General features: G+C 65.0%; 22 protein-coding genes. 11 read left to right on the forward strand and 11 right to left on the reverse strand.

Annotated elements, in window-relative coordinates; all coding sequences use genetic code 11:
- Nucleotides 1-20 precede the first annotated feature (20 nt).
- The 4 genes from egtD to BG023_RS11620 all read right to left on the reverse strand — a co-directional run bounded on the left by egtD (nt 21) and on the right by BG023_RS11620 (nt 6,908).
- On the reverse strand, nt 21-1,007 hold the full coding sequence (egtD, locus tag BG023_RS11605; protein ID WP_069310600.1) for an L-histidine N(alpha)-methyltransferase: 987 nt from the start codon (nt 1,005-1,007) through the stop codon (nt 21-23).
- 1 nt (nt 1,008) lies between these two features.
- The gene (gene egtB, locus BG023_RS11610; RefSeq protein ID WP_069310601.1) at nt 1,009-2,250 is read right to left on the reverse strand and encodes an ergothioneine biosynthesis protein EgtB; all 1,242 of its coding nucleotides are present in this window, start codon (nt 2,248-2,250) and stop codon (nt 1,009-1,011) included.
- Nucleotides 2,251-2,375: 125 nt separating this feature from the next.
- The gene (locus BG023_RS11615) at nt 2,376-3,761 is read right to left on the reverse strand and encodes a class II 3-deoxy-7-phosphoheptulonate synthase (protein WP_069311287.1); all 1,386 of its coding nucleotides are present in this window, start codon (nt 3,759-3,761) and stop codon (nt 2,376-2,378) included.
- A 150-nt stretch (nt 3,762-3,911) separates the two neighbouring features.
- Complete coding sequence (locus tag BG023_RS11620) at nt 3,912-6,908, reverse strand: M16 family metallopeptidase (RefSeq protein WP_069310602.1); 2,997 nt, start codon at nt 6,906-6,908, stop codon at nt 3,912-3,914.
- A 101-nt stretch (nt 6,909-7,009) separates the two neighbouring features.
- Here BG023_RS11620 and BG023_RS11625 point away from each other — a divergent pair, with 101 nt between their 5' ends.
- The 7 genes from BG023_RS11625 (at nt 7,010) to BG023_RS11655 (ending at nt 11,322) form a co-directional block, all read left to right on the forward strand.
- Complete coding sequence (locus BG023_RS11625) at nt 7,010-7,591, forward strand: NifU family protein (protein WP_069310603.1); 582 nt, start codon at nt 7,010-7,012, stop codon at nt 7,589-7,591.
- Nucleotides 7,588-8,196, forward strand: coding sequence for a malonic semialdehyde reductase (locus tag BG023_RS11630; protein WP_069310604.1), 609 nt, complete (start codon nt 7,588-7,590; stop codon nt 8,194-8,196). The genes BG023_RS11625 and BG023_RS11630 overlap by 4 nt, the downstream gene beginning before the upstream one ends.
- Before the next feature lie 50 nt (nt 8,197-8,246).
- Nucleotides 8,247-8,873, forward strand: a complete 627-nt coding sequence (gene tsaB, locus BG023_RS11635) for a tRNA (adenosine(37)-N6)-threonylcarbamoyltransferase complex dimerization subunit type 1 TsaB (RefSeq protein WP_069310605.1) — start codon at nt 8,247-8,249, stop codon at nt 8,871-8,873.
- Nucleotides 8,870-9,343 (forward strand): GNAT family N-acetyltransferase, encoded by a 474-nt coding sequence (locus BG023_RS11640; protein WP_069310606.1) that lies wholly within the window; start codon nt 8,870-8,872, stop codon nt 9,341-9,343. The genes tsaB and BG023_RS11640 overlap by 4 nt, the downstream gene beginning before the upstream one ends.
- 116 nt (nt 9,344-9,459) lie before the next feature.
- Nucleotides 9,460-9,903 carry a MucR family transcriptional regulator gene (locus tag BG023_RS11645; RefSeq protein ID WP_069311288.1) on the forward strand — a complete coding sequence of 148 codons (444 nt, stop codon included), beginning with the start codon at nt 9,460-9,462 and terminating at the stop codon, nt 9,901-9,903.
- 137 nt (nt 9,904-10,040) lie between these two features.
- Nucleotides 10,041-10,463 carry a Fur family transcriptional regulator gene (locus BG023_RS11650; RefSeq protein WP_069311290.1) on the forward strand — a complete coding sequence of 141 codons (423 nt, stop codon included), beginning with the start codon at nt 10,041-10,043 and terminating at the stop codon, nt 10,461-10,463.
- A complete protein-coding gene (locus BG023_RS11655; RefSeq protein ID WP_069310607.1) occupies nt 10,456-11,322 on the forward strand; it encodes a lysophospholipid acyltransferase family protein in 867 nt (288 codons plus the stop codon). Before BG023_RS11650 ends, BG023_RS11655 begins: the two co-directional genes overlap by 8 nt.
- Here the strand turns inward: BG023_RS11655 and BG023_RS11660 are convergent.
- From BG023_RS11660 to BG023_RS11690, 7 genes are all read right to left on the reverse strand, one after another.
- On the reverse strand, nt 11,319-12,203 hold the full coding sequence (locus BG023_RS11660; RefSeq protein WP_083234673.1) for a LysR substrate-binding domain-containing protein: 885 nt from the start codon (nt 12,201-12,203) through the stop codon (nt 11,319-11,321). The two genes, BG023_RS11655 and BG023_RS11660, sit on opposite strands and share 4 nt — an antisense overlap.
- Nucleotides 12,204-12,296: 93 nt before the next feature.
- The gene (locus BG023_RS11665; RefSeq protein ID WP_069310608.1) at nt 12,297-13,226 is read right to left on the reverse strand and encodes a hemolysin family protein; all 930 of its coding nucleotides are present in this window, start codon (nt 13,224-13,226) and stop codon (nt 12,297-12,299) included.
- A 17-nt stretch (nt 13,227-13,243) separates the two neighbouring features.
- Complete coding sequence (ybeY, locus tag BG023_RS11670) at nt 13,244-13,732, reverse strand: rRNA maturation RNase YbeY (protein WP_069310609.1); 489 nt, start codon at nt 13,730-13,732, stop codon at nt 13,244-13,246.
- A 46-nt stretch (nt 13,733-13,778) separates the two neighbouring features.
- Nucleotides 13,779-14,372: a DUF4274 domain-containing protein gene (locus BG023_RS14770; RefSeq protein WP_150122867.1), complete on the reverse strand. Its 594-nt coding sequence runs from the start codon at nt 14,370-14,372 to the stop codon at nt 13,779-13,781.
- Nucleotides 14,373-14,386: 14 nt separating this feature from the next.
- Nucleotides 14,387-15,418, reverse strand: coding sequence for a PhoH family protein (locus tag BG023_RS11680; RefSeq protein ID WP_069310611.1), 1,032 nt, complete (start codon nt 15,416-15,418; stop codon nt 14,387-14,389).
- A gap of 110 nt (nt 15,419-15,528) precedes the next feature.
- Complete coding sequence (gene miaB, locus BG023_RS11685; RefSeq protein ID WP_069311291.1) at nt 15,529-16,872, reverse strand: tRNA (N6-isopentenyl adenosine(37)-C2)-methylthiotransferase MiaB; 1,344 nt, start codon at nt 16,870-16,872, stop codon at nt 15,529-15,531.
- 192 nt (nt 16,873-17,064) lie between these two features.
- Entirely contained in the window at nt 17,065-17,526 is a 462-nt protein-coding gene (locus BG023_RS11690; protein WP_069310612.1) for a peptidylprolyl isomerase, read from the reverse strand.
- 103 nt (nt 17,527-17,629) lie between these two features.
- Here BG023_RS11690 and mgtE point away from each other — a divergent pair, with 103 nt between their 5' ends.
- The 4 genes from mgtE to BG023_RS11710 are packed head-to-tail and all read left to right on the forward strand — an operon-like array spanning nt 17,630 to nt 21,738.
- Nucleotides 17,630-19,075 (forward strand): magnesium transporter, encoded by a 1,446-nt coding sequence (gene mgtE / locus BG023_RS11695; RefSeq protein WP_069310613.1) that lies wholly within the window; start codon nt 17,630-17,632, stop codon nt 19,073-19,075.
- A gap of 31 nt (nt 19,076-19,106) precedes the next feature.
- Nucleotides 19,107-19,865: a glucose 1-dehydrogenase gene (locus tag BG023_RS11700; RefSeq protein WP_069310614.1), complete on the forward strand. Its 759-nt coding sequence runs from the start codon at nt 19,107-19,109 to the stop codon at nt 19,863-19,865.
- Nucleotides 19,865-20,368, forward strand: coding sequence for a nuclear transport factor 2 family protein (locus BG023_RS11705; RefSeq protein WP_069310615.1), 504 nt, complete (start codon nt 19,865-19,867; stop codon nt 20,366-20,368). Before BG023_RS11700 ends, BG023_RS11705 begins: the two co-directional genes overlap by 1 nt.
- The gene (locus BG023_RS11710; protein ID WP_069310616.1) at nt 20,365-21,738 is read left to right on the forward strand and encodes an aromatic ring-hydroxylating dioxygenase subunit alpha; all 1,374 of its coding nucleotides are present in this window, start codon (nt 20,365-20,367) and stop codon (nt 21,736-21,738) included. The genes BG023_RS11705 and BG023_RS11710 overlap by 4 nt, the downstream gene beginning before the upstream one ends.
- Nucleotides 21,739-21,759: the final 21 nt, after the last annotated feature.

Below are 21,759 nucleotides of genomic sequence, written 5' to 3' on the forward strand. Positions count from 1 at the left end.
GCACGGGGCAAGCAGAGGTTTCAAGGCGCCGAGCGCACAGGCGCCGCTTCGGCGAGATAGACCGCGAACTGGCGCGCCTCATCGGTCCAGCGGGCGCGTGGCTCCCATCCGCCTGCCGCCAGCAGCAGCTGGGCGGAGCGCTTGGTGAACTTGTGGCTGTTCTCGGTGTGGATGCTCTCGCCGGCACGCATCGCAAAGCGCGCGCCGCCGACGCTGAAGGCGATGTCCTCACGCGCGACGAGATGCATCTCGATCCGCGCAAAGGCATCGTTCCAGCGCGCCTCGTGGGCGAAGGCGGCAAGCGGAATGTCGCCATCAAGCTCGCGGTTGATACGCGCCAGCAAGTTGAGGTTGAACTGCGCCGTCACGCCTTCGGCATCGTCATAGGCGGCGAGCAGCATGCCCTCGTCCTTGACCTGATCCATCCCGATCAGCAGCAGCGCGCCCTCGCCCAGCGTGGCGCGCATCGAGCGCAGCAGATCGGTTGCGGTGCCGGCGATCATGTTGCCGATGGTCGAGCCGGGGAAGAAGCCGAGCTTGGGCAGGTCGGCGACATCTCCAGGCAATTCGACCCGCCGCATGAAATCAGCCTCGACCGGATGGACAGGCAGGCCGGGAAACTTTGCCGCCAGCGCTGCCGAGGAGGCGCGCAGGAAATCGCCCGCGATATCGAGCGGAACGTAGGCCGAGGGCGCAATGGCCGAGAGCAGCAGCGGGGTCTTGACCGACGATCCCGAACCGAACTCCACCACCGCGCGCCCCCGTCCGATCAGATCGGCGATTTCGGCGGAGCGGCTGCTGAGGATCTCGGTCTCGGCGCGGGTCAGATAGTATTCGGGGAGCCGGGTAATATCCTCGAACAGCCGCGATCCGGCATCATCGTAGAACCAGCGCGCAGGCACCGCCTTTTGGATTTGCGAAAGGCCCAACAGCACATCAGCGCGAAATGCGAGGTCGACCCCGCTAGCGTCCCTCTCGACCAGCCTTAGACCCGGGTTAGACGGCATTTCAGGCGTCCTTGGCCAGCCGCAGGCCGGTGAATTGCCAGCGCTGGTTGGGATAGAAGAAGTTCCTATAGGAGGGGCGTGAGTGGCCTCTCACGGTCGCGCAGGACGCGCCGCGCAGCACCACCTGACCGCTCATGAACTTGCCATTATATTCGCCCACCGCGCCCTCGGCGACGCGGAAACCGGGGTAGGGAAGATAGGCCGAGCGGGTGAATTGCCAGCAATCACCGAATAGGTCCGTCCCGCCGTGCGGAAGCGGCGGCGCAGCGCCATCAAGCTGATTGCCAGCCGCAGGATCATGGCTCGCCGCAATCGCTTCCCACTCGAATTCGGTCGGTAGGCGCGCGCCAGCCCATGTCGCGTAAGCATCGGCTTCGTAATAGGAAATATGGGCCACAGGAACGTTCGGATCGCGCGCCTGCCAACCCTGGTGAGTGAAATGCTCGCCCTCCCGCCAGTAAAGCGGCGCGTCGATCCCCTCGCGCTGCACCCAGGCCCAGCCATCGGCAAGCCACAGGCGCGGATTGCGATACCCGCCATCGGCGATGAAAGCCTCCCACTCGCCATTGGTCACCAGCCGGTCTGCCAGCGCAAAGGGTTCGAGCAATACGCGGTGGCGCGGACCTTCATTGTCGAAGGCGAAACCGGTGCTGTCATGCCCGATCAGCGCAATCCCGCCGGGATGCGCGTGCCAGCCCATCGCTGCCGGAGCGGTCCGGGCAGGCGCACGCCCCTCCCACATCGCCGGACCGAGCGGATTGCAGAACAGCGCGTGCTTGATATCGGTCAGCAGCAATTCGATGTGCTGCTGCTCATGCGCGACGCCGAGCGCGACGAGACCCGCCAGCGCCGGATCATCGAGCAACGGCGTCATGGCGTCATCGACCGCCGCACGCCATTCGAGCACCTCTTCCAGCTTTGGGCGCGACAGCACACCCCGCGACGCTCTGGCGATGCGTGCACCCTCGGCCTCGTAATAGGAATTGAACAGGAACGGCCAGCGGTCATCATGCAGCCGGTAGCCGTGCAGGTGTTCGCGCAGCAGGAAGGTTTCCCAGAACCACGTGGTGTGCGCCAGATGCCACTTGGCGGGACTCGCGTCCTCCATCGATTGCAGCGTGGCGTCCGCATCGCTGAGAGGGGCGACGAGCGCTTCGGTCAGCGCACGGGTGCTGCGAAAGTTATCCGCCAAGCCGCCGGCACTGCGAGGGCGTTCCGGCTCGTATTGTTCGCTGCGATGCATGTTCGCCCTCCCTCGCCGCCACGGACGGACATTCGCACAATGCCCGCCTGGCGTTACACAGGAAAGACGTTTGCTGCGCGCCCCGCTTTCGAAAAATCAACCGGCTGGAACGCGAGTCGCGCCATTCACGCGGCGTTGGCTTTGACCTCGTCGGCGCGGACACCAGCCGCCTCGTTGAGCATTTCCGCCACGAGGAACGCCAGCTCGAGCGACTGTTCGGCATTGAGGCGCGGGTCGCAATGGGTGTGATAGCGGTCGCCAAGACGCTCCTCGGTAATCGCCACAGCCCCGCCGACGCACTCGGTCACGTCCTGCCCGGTCATCTCGATATGGATGCCGCCGGGATGCGAGCCTTCGGCGCGGTGGACCGCAAAGAAGCCCTTCACCTCGCGCAGGATGCGGTCGAACGGCCGCGTCTTGAAGCCGGTATCGGACTTCACGACGTTGCCGTGCATCGGGTCGCAGCTCCACACCACCGGATGCCCTTCGCGCTGCACCGCGCGCACCAGCTTGGGCAGGCCGTCCTCGACCTTGTCATGGCCGTAGCGGCTGATGAGCGTGATGCGCCCGGCCTCGCGATTCGGGTTGAGGTCGTCGAGCAGCCGCAGCAGCGCGTCCGGCTCGAGGCTCGGCCCGCACTTCATGCCGAGCGGATTGCCGATCCCGCGCGCGAATTCGATATGCGCGCTGCCGAGGAAGCGGGTGCGATCGCCGATCCACAGCATGTGGGCGCTGGTCGCATACCAATCGCCGGTGAGCGAATCCCGACGGGTCATCGCCTGCTCGTAGGGCAGGAGCAGGCTCTCGTGGCTGGTGTAGAAGCTGGTGCCCTTCAACTGCGGCACGGTGCCGGGATCGACCCCGCAGGCCTCCATGAAATCGAGCGCTTCGCCGATGCGGTCGGCCATCTCGCTGAACTTCTCGGCCCACGGGGTACGGCCCATGAAGTCGAGCGTCCACTGATGCACCTGCCGCAGGTTGGCATAGCCGCCGCCGGCAAAGGCGCGCAGCAGGTTGAGCGTCGCGGCAGCCTGCGAATAGGCGCGCACCATCCGCGCCGGATCATTGCGACGGCTGACCGGATCGAACTCGATCCCGTTGATATTGTCGCCCAGGTAGCTCGGCAGGGTGACATCGCCGATGGTCTCGGTCGGCGAGGAGCGCGGCTTGGCGAACTGGCCGGCCATCCGCCCGACCTTCACAACCGGACGCTTGCTGGCAAAGGTCATCACGACCGCCATCTGCAGGATCACGCGGAAGGTATCGCGGATGTTATTGGGGTGGAATTCGGCAAAGCTTTCCGCGCAATCCCCGCCCTGGAGCAGGAAGCCGTGGCCGTTCGCGACATCCGCCAGATCAGCCTTAAGCGCCCGCGCCTCGCCCGCGAACACGAGCGGCGGATAGGAGGACAGGGTCTTTTCGGCATCGGCCAGCTCGGCCGCATCCTCGTAATGCGGCAGGTGGCGCGCTTCGAAGGCCTTCCAGCTTTCCGGGGTCCAGGTCTCAGCCACGATCACACTCTTTCATTCCACGATCCGCGCGCGAAAGGCGCGGGGGCGCCCGCTACAGGAGGCGCGATTGAATTGTAAAGCGGCAATGCCGCGCAGCACAACTTTATTTCCCGGCCACTCTCAGCGGCCGCGCCGATCAGTCCGTCGCGTTCACCGCCCTGCGCCAAGCATGGAGGCTGCCCCTCCGCTGGGCAACTGCGCGAGGGTCTGGCCTTCAGGAATGACCGCCAGACGGAACGGCGCGCTCTTGGCGAAATAGCGATCGGCAAGAAGCTGCATCGCCTGCGGGCTGGTCTGCGAATAGTCCGCGAGCAGAGTTCGCAGCAGCGCCACACGCTGCGGATCGCTGGTCGCGCCTTCGAGGTTATAGAGCCAGAACTGGTTGCCGGTCGATGCGCGGCGGATCATCTGCGCCAATGGCTCGGTCACCCGCGCCAACTCGTCTGCCGTCGGCGGATTGGCCGCGAGATCCTTTGCGATGCGGTCCGCCTCGGCAAAGAAGACCGGCACGAATTCCGGCTCGAGCTGCGCGAGGGCCGTGATGCGCCCGCCGCTGGCAAGATCGGTCGGCCAGCTCGAGAAGACCTGCGGCGAATAGCTTGCCCCGGCCCGCTCGCGCAGGGCATCGAGAAGGCGGTTGTTGAACAGCTGCGTGAGGATTTCGAGTTGGCGGCTCTCCCGCAGGCTCGCGACCCCGCCCCCGCTCGGCCAGGCGACCACGGCGGCGGCCTGGTTGGCATCGCCGCGGTGGGTCACCACCGCAGGCTTGTCAGCAGCAGGCGCAAAGCCGGGCACGCGCGCGGCGATCTTCGAGGGGATCGGCTCGCGCGGGGCAAGCGCGCCGAAGGTCAGGCGCAGCTGTTCGGCCACGGCTGCCTTGTCGAATTCGCCGAACACCAGAACCTCGACCGGCCCTTGCTTGAGCAGCGGTTCCCATGCCTGGCGGAAGCCTTCGGGCGTCGCTGCGGCCAGCGCAGCCGGATCAGGCGTGGCAAAGCGCTGCTCGCCGCCGGTCACGAGATATTCGAGATCGCGGTTGAGTACCCCGCCGGGGCTGGTCGAATAGGTCTTGTAGGCCAGTTCGGCTGCGGCCTTGGCGCGCAGCACCGGATCCTTGTCCCAGCGCGGCATCCCGAGCTTGGCGGCGAACAGGTAGAGCTGATCGTTGACGTCTTCCGACCGTGTCTGCGCGGTGAGCGTGAACACCGCATCATCGATCCCGAAGTCGAAGCCGAGCTTGCGCCCGGTCGCCAGCCGGTCGATCTCGTTCTGGCCAAGTTCGCCAATGCCCGAGCCGACCAGTGCCGCCTCGCCCAACTGGGCGTAGACCGCATTGTCCTTGTCGAACGCGCGGTGGCCGGCGCCGAAGCGCACGCGCACGGTGACACGGCCGGGCTCGGCGTCATTGGCCCACAGCAGCGCCTTCACCCCGTTGGCGAATTCGATCTGCTCGACTTCGAGCACGCCGATCGGCCGCGCCGCTGCAACAGTGCCGGGCGCACCGACGGGCGGAAGATCGGCAAAGGAAATGCTCTGCGCGGCAAGCCGGGCGCTGCCATCGACCACGGCCTCCTTGGTCAGCGCCATCCGCAGCGCCGGCACATCGGCCTCGCCCGCCGTCGGCGTGACATAGACCGCGCGCGTCACCGTGCCTTCGAACAGGACCTGAGTGCGGGCCAGCACTTCCTTCGGATTGAGCCGTCCCTTCATGCCCCGGAACACCCCGAGCACCACATCGGGCGCGGCAACAGTCTCGCGGATATCGACCGCATTGACGAGGTTGTCGGCAAGGGTCGGGCCGGCCTGAACGCTTTCCTGTTCGACCTGATTGGCGAAGACGACATCGAACTCGGCCACCTCGCGGTCGATTTCCTCCTGCGTCGGCGGGTTGGCGAGCGCATCGGCAATCACTGCGCGGACATCGGCCAGCGCGGCCTGCCAGTCGCCGGTGAGCGGCGCAAAGGTAACGAAGGTTGCATCGGTCGAGCGCGAGACATCATCCTGCTGGACCTGCGCGTAGAGGAAGCTGCCGCCGCCGCGGGCGCGGGATTCGAGCCGCCGGTTGATGATCGCCTGCGCCACCGCATCGATCAGCAAGCCCTCGTTATAGGCAATCGTATCATTGACCGGCCGCCATGGGCGCATCACCGCATAGGTCAGGCTGCGCGGCAGATCGGTTTCGACCCCTACCGCCAACTCGCCAATCGGTGCGGCAGGGCCAGCCGAAACAGGCGCGCCAGCGGGGGCGACGGGATCGCCGAAGCCGGGCGCAACGCCGGGCTTGCCGGTGCCCTTCCAGTCGCCGAACCACTGTTCGACAAGGCCGGCCAGCACCATCGGATCGGCATCGCCTGCGACGACAATCACGGTGTTTTCCGGACGATACCAGCGATCGTAAAACGCCTTGACCGCCTTGCCGCTCGCTGCCTTGAGCGTCTCGTCGGTGCCGATCGGATTGCGCACGGCAAGGCGCTGACCGGCAAAGAAGGTCTTGCGGGTCAGATCCGCCATGCGCTCGCCCGCGCCGCCGCGCTCACGCTTTTCAGCGAGCACGATCGGGCGTTCGGCAGCGACATTGGAATCATTGATCACCGGCTCGCGGATCATGCCTGAAAGCAGCTTGAAGCTCTCCGACAGCTTGGCGCGGTCGATATTGGGAATGTCGAGCTTGTAGACGGTGTGGGTCGGGCTGGTCTCGGCATTGGCATCGCTACCGAACGTGGCGCCGAGCCGCTGCCACGCGGAAATCGCTTCGGCCTGCCCGAGATACTTGCTCTCGCGGAACAGCATATGTTCGAGCAGGTGCGCGTAGCCCTGTTCGCTGTCGGTTTCGTACATCGATCCGGCATCGATCCGCACCCGGATCGCCACCTGACGCGGCGGCACACCGTTGCGACGCACGGCGTAGCGCAGGCCGTTCTTCATCTGACCGAACAACCATTGCTCATCGACCGGAACATCCGAGCCGCGATAGAGCCAGGCCTCTTCCTTGCTTTGCAGCGCACGCGGTGTCGGGATCGGTGCCTCTGCCGGTGCGGCAGCCGCTGGCCTCGGCGTTGTCGCCTGCTGGGCGAGCACCGGCTGCAGCAGCACAGCAGGGGCGAGAAGGACTACGAGCGTGCGGCCAGCGCGGGAGAACAACGTCATAACGCGGCTTATAGGGCGGCTAAGTCTGAAGCGATAGTGAATGGTTGGGCGCAGGCATTGCGCCCTTGTCGCTTGCGTCCCCGACCCCTAGATGGACTGTCATGTTCATCGAAACCGAAACCACGCCCAATCCTGCGGCGCTCAAGTTCCTGCCGGGCCAGACCGTGATGGCCGCCGGCACCCGCGAATTCGCCACCCCCGAGGCAGCCGAAGCGAGCCCGCTCGCGCAGGCGATCTTCGACACGGGCGAGGTCGTGAACGTGTTCTTCGGCGCGGACTTCGTCAGCGTCACCGCTGCGCCGGGTGCCGACTGGAGCGCCTTGAAGCCGCAGGTGATCGCCATCCTGCTCGATCACTTCGTTTCCGAAGCGCCGCTGTTCACTCCCGGCACCGCGAGCGGCATCGCCGTTCCCCCGCCCGAGGAAGACCTTGCGGTCGAAGAACGCCCCGAGGACGCCGAAGTCATCGCCGCGATCAACGAATTGCTCGAAACCCGCGTACGCCCTGCCGTGGCGGGTGACGGCGGTGATATCGCCTATCGCGGCTTCCGCGACGGCGTGGTCTATCTGACTCTGCAAGGCTCGTGCTCGGGCTGCCCGTCGAGCACCGCCACGCTCAAGCACGGCATCGAAGGCCTGCTCAAGCACTACGTCCCCGAAGTGACCGAAGTGCGCGCCGCATGACCATGCAATTTCATGACCACACGCTCTCGCCCGAGGCGCTGGCGCAACTGTTCACCGAGGCACGCAGCTACAACGGTTGGCTCGACAAGCCGGTGTCGGACGAACAGCTGCACGCCATCTGGAACCTCGTGAAGATGGCCCCGACCTCGGCCAATATGCAGCCCGCGCGGATCGTGTGGGTCAAATCGGCAGACGCCAAGGCGAAGCTTGCCGCCTGCGTCATGGAAGGCAACAAGGCCAAGGTGCTCGGTGCGCCCGTCACCGCGGTGATCGGCTACGACATCGATTTTCACGAGGAACTGCCCTGGCTGTTCCCGCATACCGATGCCAAGAGCTGGTTCGAAGGCAACGAAGCCGGGCGTGAGGAAGGGGCGTTCCGCAACTCCTCGCTGCAAGGCGCCTATCTGATGCTCGCCGCGCGCGCGCTGGGGCTGGATTGCGGGCCGATGTCGGGCTTTGATCCTGCCGCCGTCAACGCTGCCTTCTTTGCCGATGAGCCGCGCCACCGGGTCAATTTCATCTGCTCGGTCGGCTATGGTGATCCGGCGAGCATCTTCGATCGCTCGCCCCGCCCCGATTTCGACCGCTTCAACCGCATCGCCTGACGCGCGCATCGCGCTTGCACCCGCCCCCGCACTGAGGCAGGGCGGACGCGATGCGGACCCTTGCCATCGAAACCGCCTACGAAGCGTGCAGCATCGCCCTTGTCGAGGGCAATGGGCTGATCGCGCATGATCACCGCGTGATCGGTCGCGGCCATGCCGAGGCGCTGGTGCCGATGATCGGCGCGCTGCCGGGGAAGGGACGCGCGGATCGCATTCTGGTCTCGCTCGGCCCGGGCAGCTTCACCGGCGTGCGGATCGGCCTAGCCACGGCGCGCGCGCTCGGCTTTGCGTGGGGCACCGAGGTGCTCGGCTACCCGACCCTTGATCTGGTGGCGGCGATGGCCCGCGCGCAGCATCCCGCCAGTGCGATCACCGTGTGCATGAACGGCGGCCACGGCGAATGGTTCGTGCAGGATTTTGAGGACGCGAAGCCCGGCAACGCCCTGCGCTCGCTCACCCCGGCACAGGCGCAGACCGCGGGAGCACAGGCGGTGATTGCCGGCAACCGCGCGGAGGAATTTACCGGAATGCTCGGTGGTGACCGGACAGCCATCGCGCTGCTTCCCGATGCCGCGCTGGTGCGACTGGTGCCCGAGCAACTTCTCACCCGCGACCTCGCGCCGATTTATGGCCGCGGTGCCGATGCCACCCCGATGGCCGAGCGTAACCAGGCATGACAGCGCGCGCCGACACCATCGACCGGATCATGGCGGTGATGACTGCCGCCTTTGACCCGGCCTATGGCGAGGCGTGGAACCGGCGACAGGTCAGCGATGCGTTGACCATGCCCAGCACGCAGGCACTGGTGATCGATGCCGAAGGCCGTCTGATCCCCGATGAAGACCCCGCAGCGATCCCGGCCGGCTTCGTCCTCAGCCGCCACGTGCTCGACGAAGAGGAGTTGCTGCTCATCGCGGTCGCCCCGGAGGCACGGCGGCGCGGGATCGGTGCAGCCCTGATCGAACACCTGTTCGCCGCCGCGCGCGGCCGCGGTATCACCCGCATCTTCCTCGAAATGCGGCGCGGCAATCCGGCGATCCACCTCTATCTGAAGTTCGGCTTCGAACCGATTGGCGAGCGGCGTAACTATTATCGCATGGAAAATGGCGAAAGAATCGATGCGATTACTTTCGGTCGCACGATTTGATTTGAAACCGGTCGCCACACGACTGGTTCATTGCGAAGCAAACGAGTTGCCATTTCCCCGGCTTTGCCCCAAGGGCCAATAACCGTCGCACAATGAACGACGAAACCGAGGCTCGCATGCAACAACCGGAATTCGAAATGAAAGAAACGCTTATTACGCTGACCAGCGATATTGTCGCTGCGCACGTCAGCAACAATGATGTGGCAGTCGCCGATCTTCCTGGCCTTATCACCAACGTCTACAACGCCCTCGCCAATCTTGGCGAGACGGTCGTGGTCGAGGAAGCCAAGCCGCAGCCGGCGGTGGCTATCCGCAATTCGGTGAAGCCGGATTACATCGTGTGCCTTGAAGACGGCAAGAAGCTCAAGATGCTCAAGCGCTACCTGCGCACCAATTACGACATGTCGCCCGAAGATTACCGCGCCCGCTGGGGCCTGCCGGCCGACTATCCGATGGTTGCCCCCAACTACGCCGAAACGCGCCGCGATCTTGCCAAGAAGATCGGTCTGGGCCGCAAGCCCGGCACCGTCGTCCGCAAGGGCCGCGCCAAGAAGGCCTGATCCCGGCGCGCCGTTCGCCTGTTGAGAGGGCGGTCGGCCCGCTTGAGCAAGCAGCCTCGTCCCTGTAGGGATGAGGCTGCTTTGCTGTAATGACGTCGTATCCCGTGGCGGGCGCGCGTGTGGCGATGGAGCTATCCTTGACCCAGAAGATCGATCTCGAACAACTTTGCGCCGAGAAAGGCCTCAGGATCACCGAACAGCGCCGGGTGATCGCGAAGGTGCTGTCGGAAAGCGACGATCACCCCGATGTCGAACTGCTGCACAGCCGTGCCGCTGCGGTCGACCCGCGCATCTCGATTGCGACCGTCTATCGCACCGTGCGCCTGTTCGAAGAGGCCGGCATCCTCGATCGCCACGATTTCGGCGATGGCCGCTCGCGCTACGAACCCGTGCCCGAAGCGCACCACGATCACCTGATCGATGTCGAAACCGGCAAGGTCGTCGAATTCGTCGATCCGGAAGTCGAGGCATTGCAACGCCAGATTGCCGAGCGGCTGGGCTACCGGCTGGTCGATCACCGCATGGAACTCTACGGCGTGCGCCTGTCGCGCAATGACTGACGCCGAACTGCGCGAGGCAGCAGCGCGGGGCGAAAGCACGCCGCTGACCGCAATCGGATGGGCGTACCTGATCACGCGGGCGCTGGCGCTGGTGGCGCTGATCGCGATCTTCGTGCCGCTGCACTACCTCTACCGGGTGTTCGCCTATGGCTCGCCCTTCCCGATGCTGTTCCTGCGCTATGCCGCGAGGGTCTGCGGGGCGCGGGTCGAGGTGATCGGCACGCACCTGAAACGCGATGTGTTTTACGTCGCCAACCACCTTTCGTGGGTCGACATCCTCGCGCTGGCAGGCGCAAGCGGCACCGCCTTTGTCGCAAAGGCCGAACTGGCCGATGCCCCGGTGGTCGGCTGGCTTGCAAGCCTCAACCGCACCGTCTTCGTCAAGCGCGAACACCGCATGGGCGTGGCCGAGCAGATCAATGCGCTGAAGGATGCGCTGGTCGATAACTGGTCGGTGACGGTGTTCCCAGAAGGCACCACCACCGACGGGCAATCGCTGCTGCCGTTCAAGACTTCGATGCTCTCGGTGCTCGAACCGCCCCCGCCGAGCGTGCTGGTGCAGCCGGTGATCCTGGATTACGGCCCCGTGGCCGAATGGATCGGATGGATCGGGGTCGAGAGCGGAATCAACAACGCCAAGCGTGTGCTTTCACGTCCGGGCAGCTTCAAGCTGCGGCTACATTTCCTCGAGCCTTTCTCGCCCGAGGAGTTTCCGGGCCGCAAGAAAATCGGCCAGGAATCGCGCCGCCGGATCGAGGAAGCGCTGGTCGAGATCCTCGGCAAGCCGCTGCGTCCCTTCGCGCACGCCGTTGGCCCGGTGCGCTACGAACCCAAGGTCGAGGATCAGGCGGCGGATTAAAGCCCAGCGCGCACCAGCCAGTCGTGGAAGATCCGCACCGGGCGGCTTTCCAGCGCGACGGGCTTGCATACGAACCAGTAGCTATAGGGGCTCTCCACCGGTGGTCCGGGGAGATTGGTGAGGCGGTTGTCGTTGGCGCGGCGCAGGTGATCATCGTGCATGATCGCGATGCCCAGCCCCTGCGCGGCAGCTTCAAGCATCAGTGCGCCCGAATCGTAATGGTCGATCGCCGCCGGGTCCATCTGCTCGAGCCCATTGGCCTTCTTCCAGGCGACGAAGCTTTCGGGCAGCTCGTTGTGGATCAGGAAGGTCTGCTTGGTCATCGCCTCTGGGGTGATGTCGGGGCCGATGGCGCGGGCCGTGTCCTTCGAACAAATCGCGTGGACGAGATTGTGGTCGAGCCGCACTGCATGCAGCCCGCTCGCCGGCCCGCGTGACAGGATGATCGCGGCGTCGAGCGTATCGCCCACCCGGTCTTCGAGATGCGGCGCAGTGTCGATATCGATGTGCAGCAGCGGGTGGCGCTTGCGCAGCTCGCCGAGACGCGGAAACAGGCGCTGGCTGCCGAACATCGGCAGCACGCCGAGGCGCAGGCGCAGCAGCGCGATATTGTCCGACTGGCTTTCCACCGCGCGGGCGAGCGCCTCCATGTGCGGGTTCACCGCTTCGTAGAACGCCTGCCCTTCGTCGGTCAGTTGCATCGACTGGCGGGCGCGGGTGAACAGCTTCTTACCGACGAACTCTTCGAGATTGCTGATCCGCCGCGACAGGGCCGAAGGGCTGAGGCCGATCTCCTCCGCCGCCGCGCGGGCCGAGCCGAGACGCACGGTTCGCATGAACGCTTCAAGCGCGCGCAGAGGGGGCAGGCGACGAACAGGCATGGCAAAACTCCTTGGTCGCGGGAGATACGCGCCAAAAGCATTTTGGATGCAAAAAATCGAAGAAAAAATGCGCCCCTGCTTGTGGCGTTGCAGCTACTGCACGTCCTCTTCCGGCGTCGGCGGGTGCAGACGCAGGCGGGTCACGTGGGTTTCATCGCCCGCTGTCACTTCGATCCGCCAGCCGCTCGGGTGTTCGAGCACCGTGCCGACCGCAGGCACCGCCTCGGCCAGCACAAAGGCCAGGCCGCCCAGCGTATCGACCGCTTCCTCGACTTCGGCGAGGCGCGGATCGACCAGTTCGGCGACGTCGTCGAGCTCAGCACGCGCGTCGCAATCCCACATGCCCTCGCCGATCGGCACGATCAGCGCTTCGGGGGCTTCGTCATGCTCGTCCTCGATCTCGCCGACGATCTCTTCGACCAAATCCTCGATCGTGATGAGGCCGTCAGTGCCGGAAAATTCGTCGAGGACGATCGCAAGGTGCACGCGGTTGGCGCGCATGTCGGCCAGCACATCGAGCGCACCGCGCGCCTGCGGCACGTAGAGCGGCTGGCGCATCAGTGTCGTCCAGTCCTCGGGCGGCAGGGTGCCATTGGCGAGGAACGGGAACACATCCTTGATGTGGATCATCCCGATCACGGAATCGAGCGTCTCGCGGTAGACCGGCATGCGCGAATGGCCGTGTTCGGAGAAGGCGGCGACCATCTCCTCCCAGCTGATCGAGGCTTCGACCGCGATGATCTCGCCGCGCGGCACGGCCACGTCATCGGCATCATGTTCGGAGAAATGGAGCAGATTGCGCAGCATCTCGCGCTCGGCCCGCGACAGATCGCCGCCAGCCGCAGCGCTATCCTCGCTGCCCGAAGCGCTGTTTTCGTCCTCGTGCTCGTCGATGGCTTCCTCGAGCTGTTCGCGAAGGGAGCGCGCCCCTTCGAGCCCGAGCATTTTGCGCAAGGCAGGCCAAAGCCCGCTGCTACTGTCCGCGTCTCCCGATTGAGGCGCGGAGGAATGGGAATCGGCCATGGCCTTCGATTGGGCTCCTAGTGGTTTCCATCGCCATATGGGTCAGCGATGCCCAGTTTGGCAAGTATCGCGGTCTCCAGCGCCTCCATCGCCTCGGCCTGTTCGTCGCTGTCGACATGGTCGTGACCGGCAAGGTGGAGGAGCCCGTGGACGATCAGATGGGTCGCATGGGCCTCAAGCGTGACGCCCTTTTCCGCCGCCTCGCGGGCGCAGGTTGCATAGGCAAGCGCGATATCGCCGAGCATTTCGGGCGGGCCATCTGGAGTGAGGTCTTCGAGTTCCTCGCGCTCCAGCATCGGGAAAGAGAGCACATTGGTCGGCTTGTCGCGCTGCCGCCATTCGCGATTGAGCGCGTGGACTTCATCGTCCGAGGTGAACAGCACGCTGGCGACGAGGCGCGGGTTGGCGAGCAGCCGCTCGCCCTCCCCTGCCGCAGCCGCCGCGCGGGTCGCCAAAGCGTCCCAATCGCCTTCGGGCCAATCTTCGATGTCGATATCGAGTTGCATAAGGGGTGGCTTGGTCCCGGATTGCGGCCCATGCAAGCTCTTGCGGTCAATAACCCAACCTCGCCTTTCGTGCCGGCAGGCCATATTCGGGCACCTGGATGGCTCGGTCGCAAACCCAGACGTCTCCGACCAGATCATCCAAGATGTCTCCTTCGTGATGATCAACGGGACGCTGCTGATAAAATCGTTCGCCGGAAATCGGGTCACGTATCCCGTCAGGCAGATCGAAATCCCTCGCTTTGCAGCGAAACCTGCGGAGATCCTTGCAGAATTCCTGCCAATAGTCTTCAGTTTCGCAACCAAACTGTGCGGGGCCATAGCGGCCTTGTCGCCAATGCTCGCTAATCAGCGAAATCAAATCAAGCGACGGGGTCGCTGCTGCTGGATCCTCGCGGTGACTCGACATTTCTTTGACCGCGCCAAACGCCATGGACTTCCAGAAGGCTTCGGCCGCGGTCCCGCGATCACAATCGGGACGTGTTACGATCCATGTTAGGACGCGCGCGCCGAACGGGTCTTGTGCTCCAAAATTGCTGGCCACGGTCCGGCGACAGACATGCGGATGTGTATCAAGCCAATCGATCAAAGCTTGCGCCGGATCATGTGGCTTCTTTCCGAACAATTTGCTGAAAATGCCCATGGCTCAGCCCGAACTTATGCCCCCTCGCCCTCGTAAGCCTCGACGATCCGGCCCACGATCGGGTGGCGCACCACGTCGGCGGCGGTGAAGCGGATGGTGCCGAAGCCTTCGACACCTTCCAACCGCTGCACGGCATCGTTCAATCCACTCATGTTCGGCCCGCCAGGAATGTCGACCTGCCGCGGGTCGCCGCAGATCACCATCCGGCTGTTCTGGCCGAAGCGCGTGAGGAACATCTTCATCTGCTCGCGCGTGGTGTTCTGTGCCTCGTCGAGGATGATGAAGCTGTCGGCCAGCGTGCGCCCGCGCATGAAGGCAATCGGCGCGATCTCGATTTCGCCGTTCGCCAGCCGCCGCTCGACCTGCTCGGGCGGCATGCAGTCGTTGAGCGCGTCATAGAGCGGGCGCAGATAGGGATCGACCTTCTCTTTCATGTCGCCGGGTAGGAAGCCGAGCTTTTCCCCCGCTTCCACCGCCGGACGCGAGAGGATCAGGCGCTGCACGCTGCCGCTGATGAGCTGGCTGACCGCCTGCGCCACCGCGATATAGGTCTTGCCCGTGCCAGCCGGGCCAAGCGCGAAAATGATGTCATCCTTGGCCAGGCTGCGCATATATTCGATCTGCGTCGCCGAGCGCGGGACGATGGTTTTCTTGCGCGTGCGGATCATGATCGGCGGCGCGCCCTCGTCGCCCGAGATGATCCCTTCGAGCGTGGGTTCGGCCGACATGGCGATGAGGCTTTCGACCGCCCCGCTATCGAGCGCTTCGCCGCGGGCGAGCCGGTCGTACATGGTCTTCAAGGTTTCGCGGGCGCGGGCGACGTCGTCTTCCGGCCCCTCGATCACCACCTGATGCCCACGCGCGTGGATGAATACCCCGAGCCGGTTCTCGACCTGCACCAGATTGGCGTCGAACTGTCCGAACAAGGGGCCGAGCAGGGCCTGGTTCTCGAACGTCAGGTCAACACGAGCGCGCCGGGTGTTGGGAATACCACGCGGATCGGGCGAGAGCGCCGGGTGTGCGGCACGAGAGGGTCGTCGGCCCATAGGTTCCTTTGCTTGCAGGCCGAAGGACGATCCCTAGCCCTTGAGTCGCGAAGGTAAGCGGGGCGGGACGGATAGCAAGCCGGGTGCGACGCAATGACGGTGGATAGTCGTCAGACTGTCATCGTCTCGCGCACCAGACCCTTGAGCGAGTTGGGGCCGGCCTCGGCGAGGGTGACCTCAACCAGATCGCCGATTGCAGCAGGCGCTTCGAACCACACCGATTGCAGCCACGGCGATTTGCCGAGCCATTGGCCGGGGTGGCGACCGGTGCGTTCGACGAGGACCTGACAGGTCTTGCCGATGCTCGCCTGGTTGAAGGCGTATTGGTGATGGCCGATGCGCTGCTGGAGACGCCGGAGGCGATCGTCCATAACCTCGGCTGCGATCTGGCCGTCCATGGTCGCGGCCGGGGTGCCTGGGCGCGGGGAGTATTTGAAGCTGAAGCACGCGGCGTAGCGGACTTCATCGACGATGCTGAGGGTGTCCTGAAACTCCGCCTCGGTCTCGCCCGGGAAGCCGACGATGAAGTCGCCCGACAGCGCGATATCGGGGCGCGCGGCGCGGAATTTTTCGATCAGTTTCAGATAGCTGTCCGCGGTGTGCTGGCGGTTCATCGCCTTGAGAATACGGTCGTTTCCGGCCTGCACGGGCAGGTGCAGGTAAGGCATCAGCTTGTCCACCTCGCCATGTGCGGCGATCAGGGCATCGTCCATGTCGTTGGGGTGGCTGGTGGTGTAGCGGATGCGCGCAAGGCCATCGATCCTGGCGAGCGCATGGATGAGGCCCGCGAGGCCCGTCTTGCGGCCCTTGTCATCCTCGCCGCTCCACGCATTGACGTTCTGGCCGAGCAGCGTGATCTCCTTCGCGCCCGCTTCGACCAGCTTGTGTGCCTCGGCCAACAGATGGCTGAAAGGCCGCGAGATTTCCGCGCCGCGGGTATAGGGGACGACGCAATAGGTGCAGAACTTGTCGCAGCCTTCCTGCACCGTCAGGAAGGCGCTCGGCCCGCGCTTCTTGCGCTGGGGGAGCGCATCGAACTTGGCAATGGCGGGCATGTCGGTATCGGTCGCGCGCTCGCCTTTGGCTGCCTTATCAAGCATTTCCGGCAGGCGGTGATAGGCCTGCGGGCCGACCACGATGCTCACCGCAGGCGCGCGCGCCATGATCTCTTCGCCCTCGGCCTGCGCGACGCAGCCGGCGACGGCAATCAGCGGAGCCTTGCCCTTCTCCTTGCCCGCAGCGACCAGCCGGCCGATGTCCGAATAGACCTTTTCCGCCGCCTTTTCGCGGATGTGGCAGGTGTTGAGGATGACGAGGTCCGCCTCTTCACCTTCCGGCGCAGGCTGGATGCCGCGCTCGCCCAGCAGCTCGGCCATGCGCTCGCCGTCATAGACGTTCATCTGGCAGCCGAAGCTCTTGACCCGATAGGTTTGGGGAGGCGCGGAGGGTTTCATGAGGGGGCCGCCCATAGCGCCCTTGGGAACTGCATTCAATCGGCCTGTGCGGGCGCGAAAAGGCCAATGTTCCACGTGGAACATTGGCCTAAAGGGGGTCTAGCAGGGGTCTAAGGGGGGTCTAGAGGGGGTCAAGGCCGGGTCTGAACCGGCCTAGAAACCACCACATCACGCATTTAGGCCCCTGAGAAATTAGGCCACCGTCGCCTTGACGATCTTGCCCGGTGCACGCGGCGGTTCGCCCTTGGGGATGGCGTGGACGTGTTCCATGCCGCTGATCACATTGCCCCACACGGTATACTGCTTGTCGAGGAAGCGCGCGTCGTCGAGGCAGATGAAAAACTGCGAGTTGGCGCTGTTCGGGTTCTGCGCGCGGGCCATCGAGCAGGTGCCTTCGACGTGCGGCTCGGCGTTGAATTCGGCTGCAAGGTCGGGCTTGTCGCTGCCGCCCATGCCGGTGCCGGTCGGATCGCCGCCCTGCGCCATGAAGCCGGCGATCACGCGGTGGAAGATCACGCCGTCGTAGAAGCCTTCCTGCGCCAGCTCGGTGATGCGCGCGACGTGGCCGGGGGCAACGTCCGGGCGCAGCTTGATCACGACGTCCTTGGGTTCGCCATCGCCGGTATCGAGGGTGAAGGTGAGGGTTTCGGCCATTTTGTGTATCTCCTGAGGGAATTTGGCGCGTTCTATAGCGTGCCAAGCAGGCCTGTCACCCTCCAGCCTTGCTTTTCACCCCTCCCCGCCTAAACGCCTCATCATGGCCGACGATCGCATCCTCGATGAAGACCTGCTGACTGCCGAAGCGGCAGAGGTCGAGGTGCGTCCGGATGACCGCGTCGACGATGAACGCCACGACGAGGAAAACCGGCTCAAGCCGTCCTTCGTCAGCGCGGTGCACGATGCGCTGGAAGCGGGCGACAAGGGCGCGGTTTACGACCTTGTCGAACCGCTCCACGCCGCCGACATCGCCGACCTGATCGAACTGCTCGAACGCTCCGAACGCGCGCAGCTTGCCCGCGCGATCAGCGATCTGATGACCAGCGACGTCATCGCCGAACTCAACGATTACGTCCGCGAAGATCTGATGGAGGCCCTGCCCGCGCAGGCCGTCGCCACCATCGCCGAACAGCTCGACACCGACGATGCGGTGCAGCTGATCGAGGATTTGGACGAGGCCGACCAGCGCGCGGTGATCGCCGAGCTGGAGCCCGAAACCCGCGAGGCGGTTGCCTCGGCGCTGGCCTATCCGGAAGAAACCGCTGGCCGATTGATGAGCCGGCATTTCGTCGCGGTGCCCGAGCATCTGACGGTCGGCAATCTGATCGATTTCCTGCGCGAGGAAGGCGATCTCGAACACGATTTCTTCGAAGTCTTCGTGATCGACGAGCGCCACCATCCGGTCGGCACCTGCGCGCTGTCGTGGATCCTCACGACCCCGCGCAACGTCAAGCTGACCGACGTGATGAAGCGCGACCAGACCCTGATCCCGGTAACGATGGATCAGGAAGAAGCGGCGCTGATGTTCCAGAAATACGCGCTGATCTCGGCTGCGGTGGTGGACGAAAGCGGGCGGCTGGTCGGGCAGATGACGGTGGACGATATCGTCCACATTATCTCCGAAGAAGCGGGCGAGGACGCGCTGCTGCTGTCCGGCGCGGGCGACGGCGACATCAACGAGCCGATCCGCGAAGCCTATACCGCGCGCGTGCGCTGGCTGATCGCAAACCTGGGGACGGCGGTGGTCGCCTCCTCGATCATCGCCTTCTTCGGGGCGGCGATCGAAGAGCTGGTGGCACTCGCCGTGCTGATGCCGATCGTCGCCAGCATTGGCGGCAACGCCGGCACGCAGACCATGGCGGTGGCCGTACGCGCGATCGCAACCAACCAGCTCACCCGATCGAACACCCGCCGCATCCTGTGGCGCGAGTTCCGCGTGGCGCTGCTCAATGGCGGCACGGTCGCCCTGCTGATCGGCCTTGCGGCTGGGTTCCTGTTCAGCCCGATGATGGGCGTGGTGATTGCCATGGCAATGGTGATCAACATTGCCGTCGCGGGCCTCGCGGGCGTGCTGGTGCCGGTAATCTTCGAACGGCTGGATCAGGACCCGGCAGTGGCTTCATCCGTGTTCGTGACCATGATCACGGATTCGATGGGCTTCTTTGCCTTCTTAGGTTTGGCAGTGGCGATGGGTCTGACCGGCTGATAGCCCTCTCCCAAACACAAGGGAGAGAGCGATGGCAGGACGGGTTTCGGGCAAGGTGGTGTTGCTGACCGGCGGGGCGATGGGCCTCGGCAAGGCGGCAACCAAGGCGCTGCTGGCCGAGGGTGCGACTGTCATCATCACCGATATCGATGAAGCGGCGGGCCGCGCCACGGCGGCAGAGCTCGGCTGCGGCTATATCCACCAGGACGTGACCGACTGGGCGCGCTGGCAGGAGGTGATCGCCGAGGTCGAGGCCACCCACGGGCGGCTCGACGTGCTGGTCAACAATGCCGCGATCACCGTGTTCGGCTCCATCGCCGACATCAGCCCTGAAGATTTCAAGCGCTGCTACACGGTCGATGTCGATTCGATCTTCATGGGCTGCAAGGCAGCGATCCCGCTGATGGCGAAGAGCGGCGGCGGGTCGATCGTCAACTTCTCCTCTGCGGCAGGCAACAAGGTCTCGCCCGATCTGGCCGCCTATAACAGCGCCAAGGCGGCGGTGGTGACGCTGACCAAGAGCATCGCGCTCTATTGCGCGCGCGAGCAGAACGGGGTGCGGGTCAATTCGGTGCAGCCGGGCACGATCCTGACGCCCAACGTGGAAAGCGTGATCGCCGGCACGCCCGATCCCGATGCGACCCGCGCCGCCTTCTCGGTGGCGCAACCCATCGGCCGGATGGGCGAAGTCGATGATATCGCGCATCTGGTGGTCTATCTCGCCAGCGACGAAAGCAAGTTCGCCACCGGCGCGCCGTTCATCGTCGACGGCGGCTTGAGCATCGCGTGATGGCGGGGGCGGACGACCGCTTCGCGATCATCGATCTCGCCGCGCTCTACATGCGCGGGCTCGACCGGCTGGACGGCGAGCTGCTGGTCAGCCAGTTCTGGCCCGAGGCGCGGTGCGAATATGGCATCTTCAGCGGCAGTCCGTCGGACTTCGCCGACTTCTGTATGGCGGCGCTCAAGGATCATGTCCGCAACCAGCACATGCTCGGCCAGCATCTGATCGACTTCACCTCGGACGACGAGGCCTATGGCGAGGTCTATTATCAGGCCTACCACCGCGTGCATGACGAGGCGGGCGCGGCGCGCGACCTCGTGATCGCGGGCCGCTATGTCGATCGCTACGAACGGCGCGGGGGTGTGTGGAAGATCGCCTACCGCTCCGAACTGGTCGACTGGCTGCGCGATGATCCGGCATCCGACGCGATGCTGGAGGCTGCGCCCTTCATCCTCGGCCAGCGCAAGCCCGCCGACCCGCTCTATGACCGTAAGGCGATGCAAGCATGAGCAAGCCCGATCTGACCGCCCCCGCCGATCCCGCACTCGCCCCCGGAGAGGCACGCTGCCCCGGCCCGTCGATGCAGGACATCCTCGATGCCGACGGGGACAATCCCCCTGCCCCGATGCGCGCGCAGGCCTACACCTTCCTCGGCGATGAAGACCTGCCCTTCGCGCGCTACACCGATCCGGCGTTCCACGATCTGGAGATGGAGCGCCTGTGGCCCAACGTATGGCAATGGGCCTGCCGCGAGGAGCATATTCCGGGTCCGGGCGACCGCTACGTCTACGATGTCGGCCACCATTCGGTGCTGGTGGTGCGCGGGGCGGACATGGCAATCCGCGCCTTCGTCAATTCCTGCCCGCACCGGGGGATGAAGTTCGCGTCCGAAGGCTCGCGCGGGGTGCGCCGTGCCAATATCCGCTGCCCGTTCCACGGGATGAGCTGGAACCTTGACGGCACTTTGCGCGAAGTGCCCTGCCGCTGGGACTTCCCCCACATCAGCGACGAGACCTTCGGCCTCGACGAAGTCGCCTGCGACACCTGGGGCGGGTTCGTGTTCATCCACATGGGCGAAAACCCCCCGCCGCTCGCCGAGCAGCTCGAAATCATCCCCGAACACTTCAAGCTCTGGCCGATGGATGACCGCTACGTGGCGATGCACACCGAAAAGGTGCTGCCCGCCAACTGGAAGATGGCGATGGAGGCCTTCCTCGAGGCCTTCCACGTGCTCGAAACCCACGCGCAGGCGGTCTACACCGCGGCTGACGCCAACGCGCAATACGACATTTTCGGCAAGCACGTGTCGCGCTTCATCCACGCAATCGGCTTTCCCAGCCCGCATCTCCGGCAGGAGGTGAGCGAGGCCACGTTGTTCGGCAAGCTCGGCCGCGATCCCGCCGCCCTGCCCGAAGGCGCCAACGCCCGCGCCGAACACGCCCGCCTTCTGCGCGAGGAACTGGGCGCGGCCTTCGGCACCGATCTGTCGGGCGTTTCCACCACCGAGATGATGGATTCGATCGAGTATTTCCTCTTCCCCAATGCCTTCTTCTTCCCCGGCATCGGCATCCGCCTGTGCTACCGCTTCCGTCCGCTGGGGCCGGACGAATGCCTTCACGAAATCCTCGTGCTCCAGCCGCTCCCCGCCAATGGCGAGCGCCCTGCCCCTGCCACGCCGATCCGGCTTGGCATCGAGGACAGCTACACCACCGTCCCCGGCTTCGCGCTCGCCGAGATCCTCGATCAGGATACCGACAACCTCGCCCTCCAGCGCGACGGGGCCAAGGCCTCGCGCAAAGGGGCGCAGACACTCGGGAACTATCAGGAAGCCCGCATCCGGCAGCTGCATCTGACGCTCGACGAATACCTCAGCCGTTGACTCTCGCAGGCGGGTGCCGGA

This window comes from Porphyrobacter sp. LM 6 (assembly GCF_001720465.1).
Taxonomy (GTDB): Bacteria; Pseudomonadota; Alphaproteobacteria; order Sphingomonadales; family Sphingomonadaceae; genus Erythrobacter.

What these genes read in the sequence shown, in the direction of transcription:
- ybeY (WP_069310609.1), bottom strand. Translation starts at nt 13,732, where the DNA reads ATGCAACTCGATATCGACATCGAAGATTGGCCCGAAGGCGATTGGGAC.
- egtB (WP_069310601.1), bottom strand. Translation starts at nt 2,250, where the DNA reads ATGCATCGCAGCGAACAATACGAGCCGGAACGCCCTCGCAGTGCCGGC.
- miaB (WP_069311291.1), bottom strand. Translation starts at nt 16,872, where the DNA reads ATGAAACCCTCCGCGCCTCCCCAAACCTATCGGGTCAAGAGCTTCGGC.
- BG023_RS11660 (WP_083234673.1), bottom strand. Translation starts at nt 12,203, where the DNA reads ATGCCTGTTCGTCGCCTGCCCCCTCTGCGCGCGCTTGAAGCGTTCATG.
- BG023_RS11705 (WP_069310615.1), top strand. Translation starts at nt 19,865, where the DNA reads ATGGCGGGGGCGGACGACCGCTTCGCGATCATCGATCTCGCCGCGCTC.
- BG023_RS11690 (WP_069310612.1), bottom strand. Translation starts at nt 17,526, where the DNA reads ATGGCCGAAACCCTCACCTTCACCCTCGATACCGGCGATGGCGAACCC.
- BG023_RS11630 (WP_069310604.1), top strand. Translation starts at nt 7,588, where the DNA reads ATGACCATGCAATTTCATGACCACACGCTCTCGCCCGAGGCGCTGGCG.
- BG023_RS11655 (WP_069310607.1), top strand. Translation starts at nt 10,456, where the DNA reads ATGACTGACGCCGAACTGCGCGAGGCAGCAGCGCGGGGCGAAAGCACG.
- mgtE (WP_069310613.1), top strand. Translation starts at nt 17,630, where the DNA reads ATGGCCGACGATCGCATCCTCGATGAAGACCTGCTGACTGCCGAAGCG.
- BG023_RS11640 (WP_069310606.1), top strand. Translation starts at nt 8,870, where the DNA reads ATGACAGCGCGCGCCGACACCATCGACCGGATCATGGCGGTGATGACT.
- egtD (WP_069310600.1), bottom strand. Translation starts at nt 1,007, where the DNA reads ATGCCGTCTAACCCGGGTCTAAGGCTGGTCGAGAGGGACGCTAGCGGG.
- BG023_RS11700 (WP_069310614.1), top strand. Translation starts at nt 19,107, where the DNA reads ATGGCAGGACGGGTTTCGGGCAAGGTGGTGTTGCTGACCGGCGGGGCG.
- BG023_RS11710 (WP_069310616.1), top strand. Translation starts at nt 20,365, where the DNA reads ATGAGCAAGCCCGATCTGACCGCCCCCGCCGATCCCGCACTCGCCCCC.
- BG023_RS11680 (WP_069310611.1), bottom strand. Translation starts at nt 15,418, where the DNA reads ATGGGCCGACGACCCTCTCGTGCCGCACACCCGGCGCTCTCGCCCGAT.
- tsaB (WP_069310605.1), top strand. Translation starts at nt 8,247, where the DNA reads ATGCGGACCCTTGCCATCGAAACCGCCTACGAAGCGTGCAGCATCGCC.
- BG023_RS14770 (WP_150122867.1), bottom strand. Translation starts at nt 14,372, where the DNA reads ATGGGCATTTTCAGCAAATTGTTCGGAAAGAAGCCACATGATCCGGCG.
- BG023_RS11645 (WP_069311288.1), top strand. Translation starts at nt 9,460, where the DNA reads ATGCAACAACCGGAATTCGAAATGAAAGAAACGCTTATTACGCTGACC.
- BG023_RS11625 (WP_069310603.1), top strand. Translation starts at nt 7,010, where the DNA reads ATGTTCATCGAAACCGAAACCACGCCCAATCCTGCGGCGCTCAAGTTC.
- BG023_RS11665 (WP_069310608.1), bottom strand. Translation starts at nt 13,226, where the DNA reads ATGGCCGATTCCCATTCCTCCGCGCCTCAATCGGGAGACGCGGACAGT.
- BG023_RS11620 (WP_069310602.1), bottom strand. Translation starts at nt 6,908, where the DNA reads ATGACGTTGTTCTCCCGCGCTGGCCGCACGCTCGTAGTCCTTCTCGCC.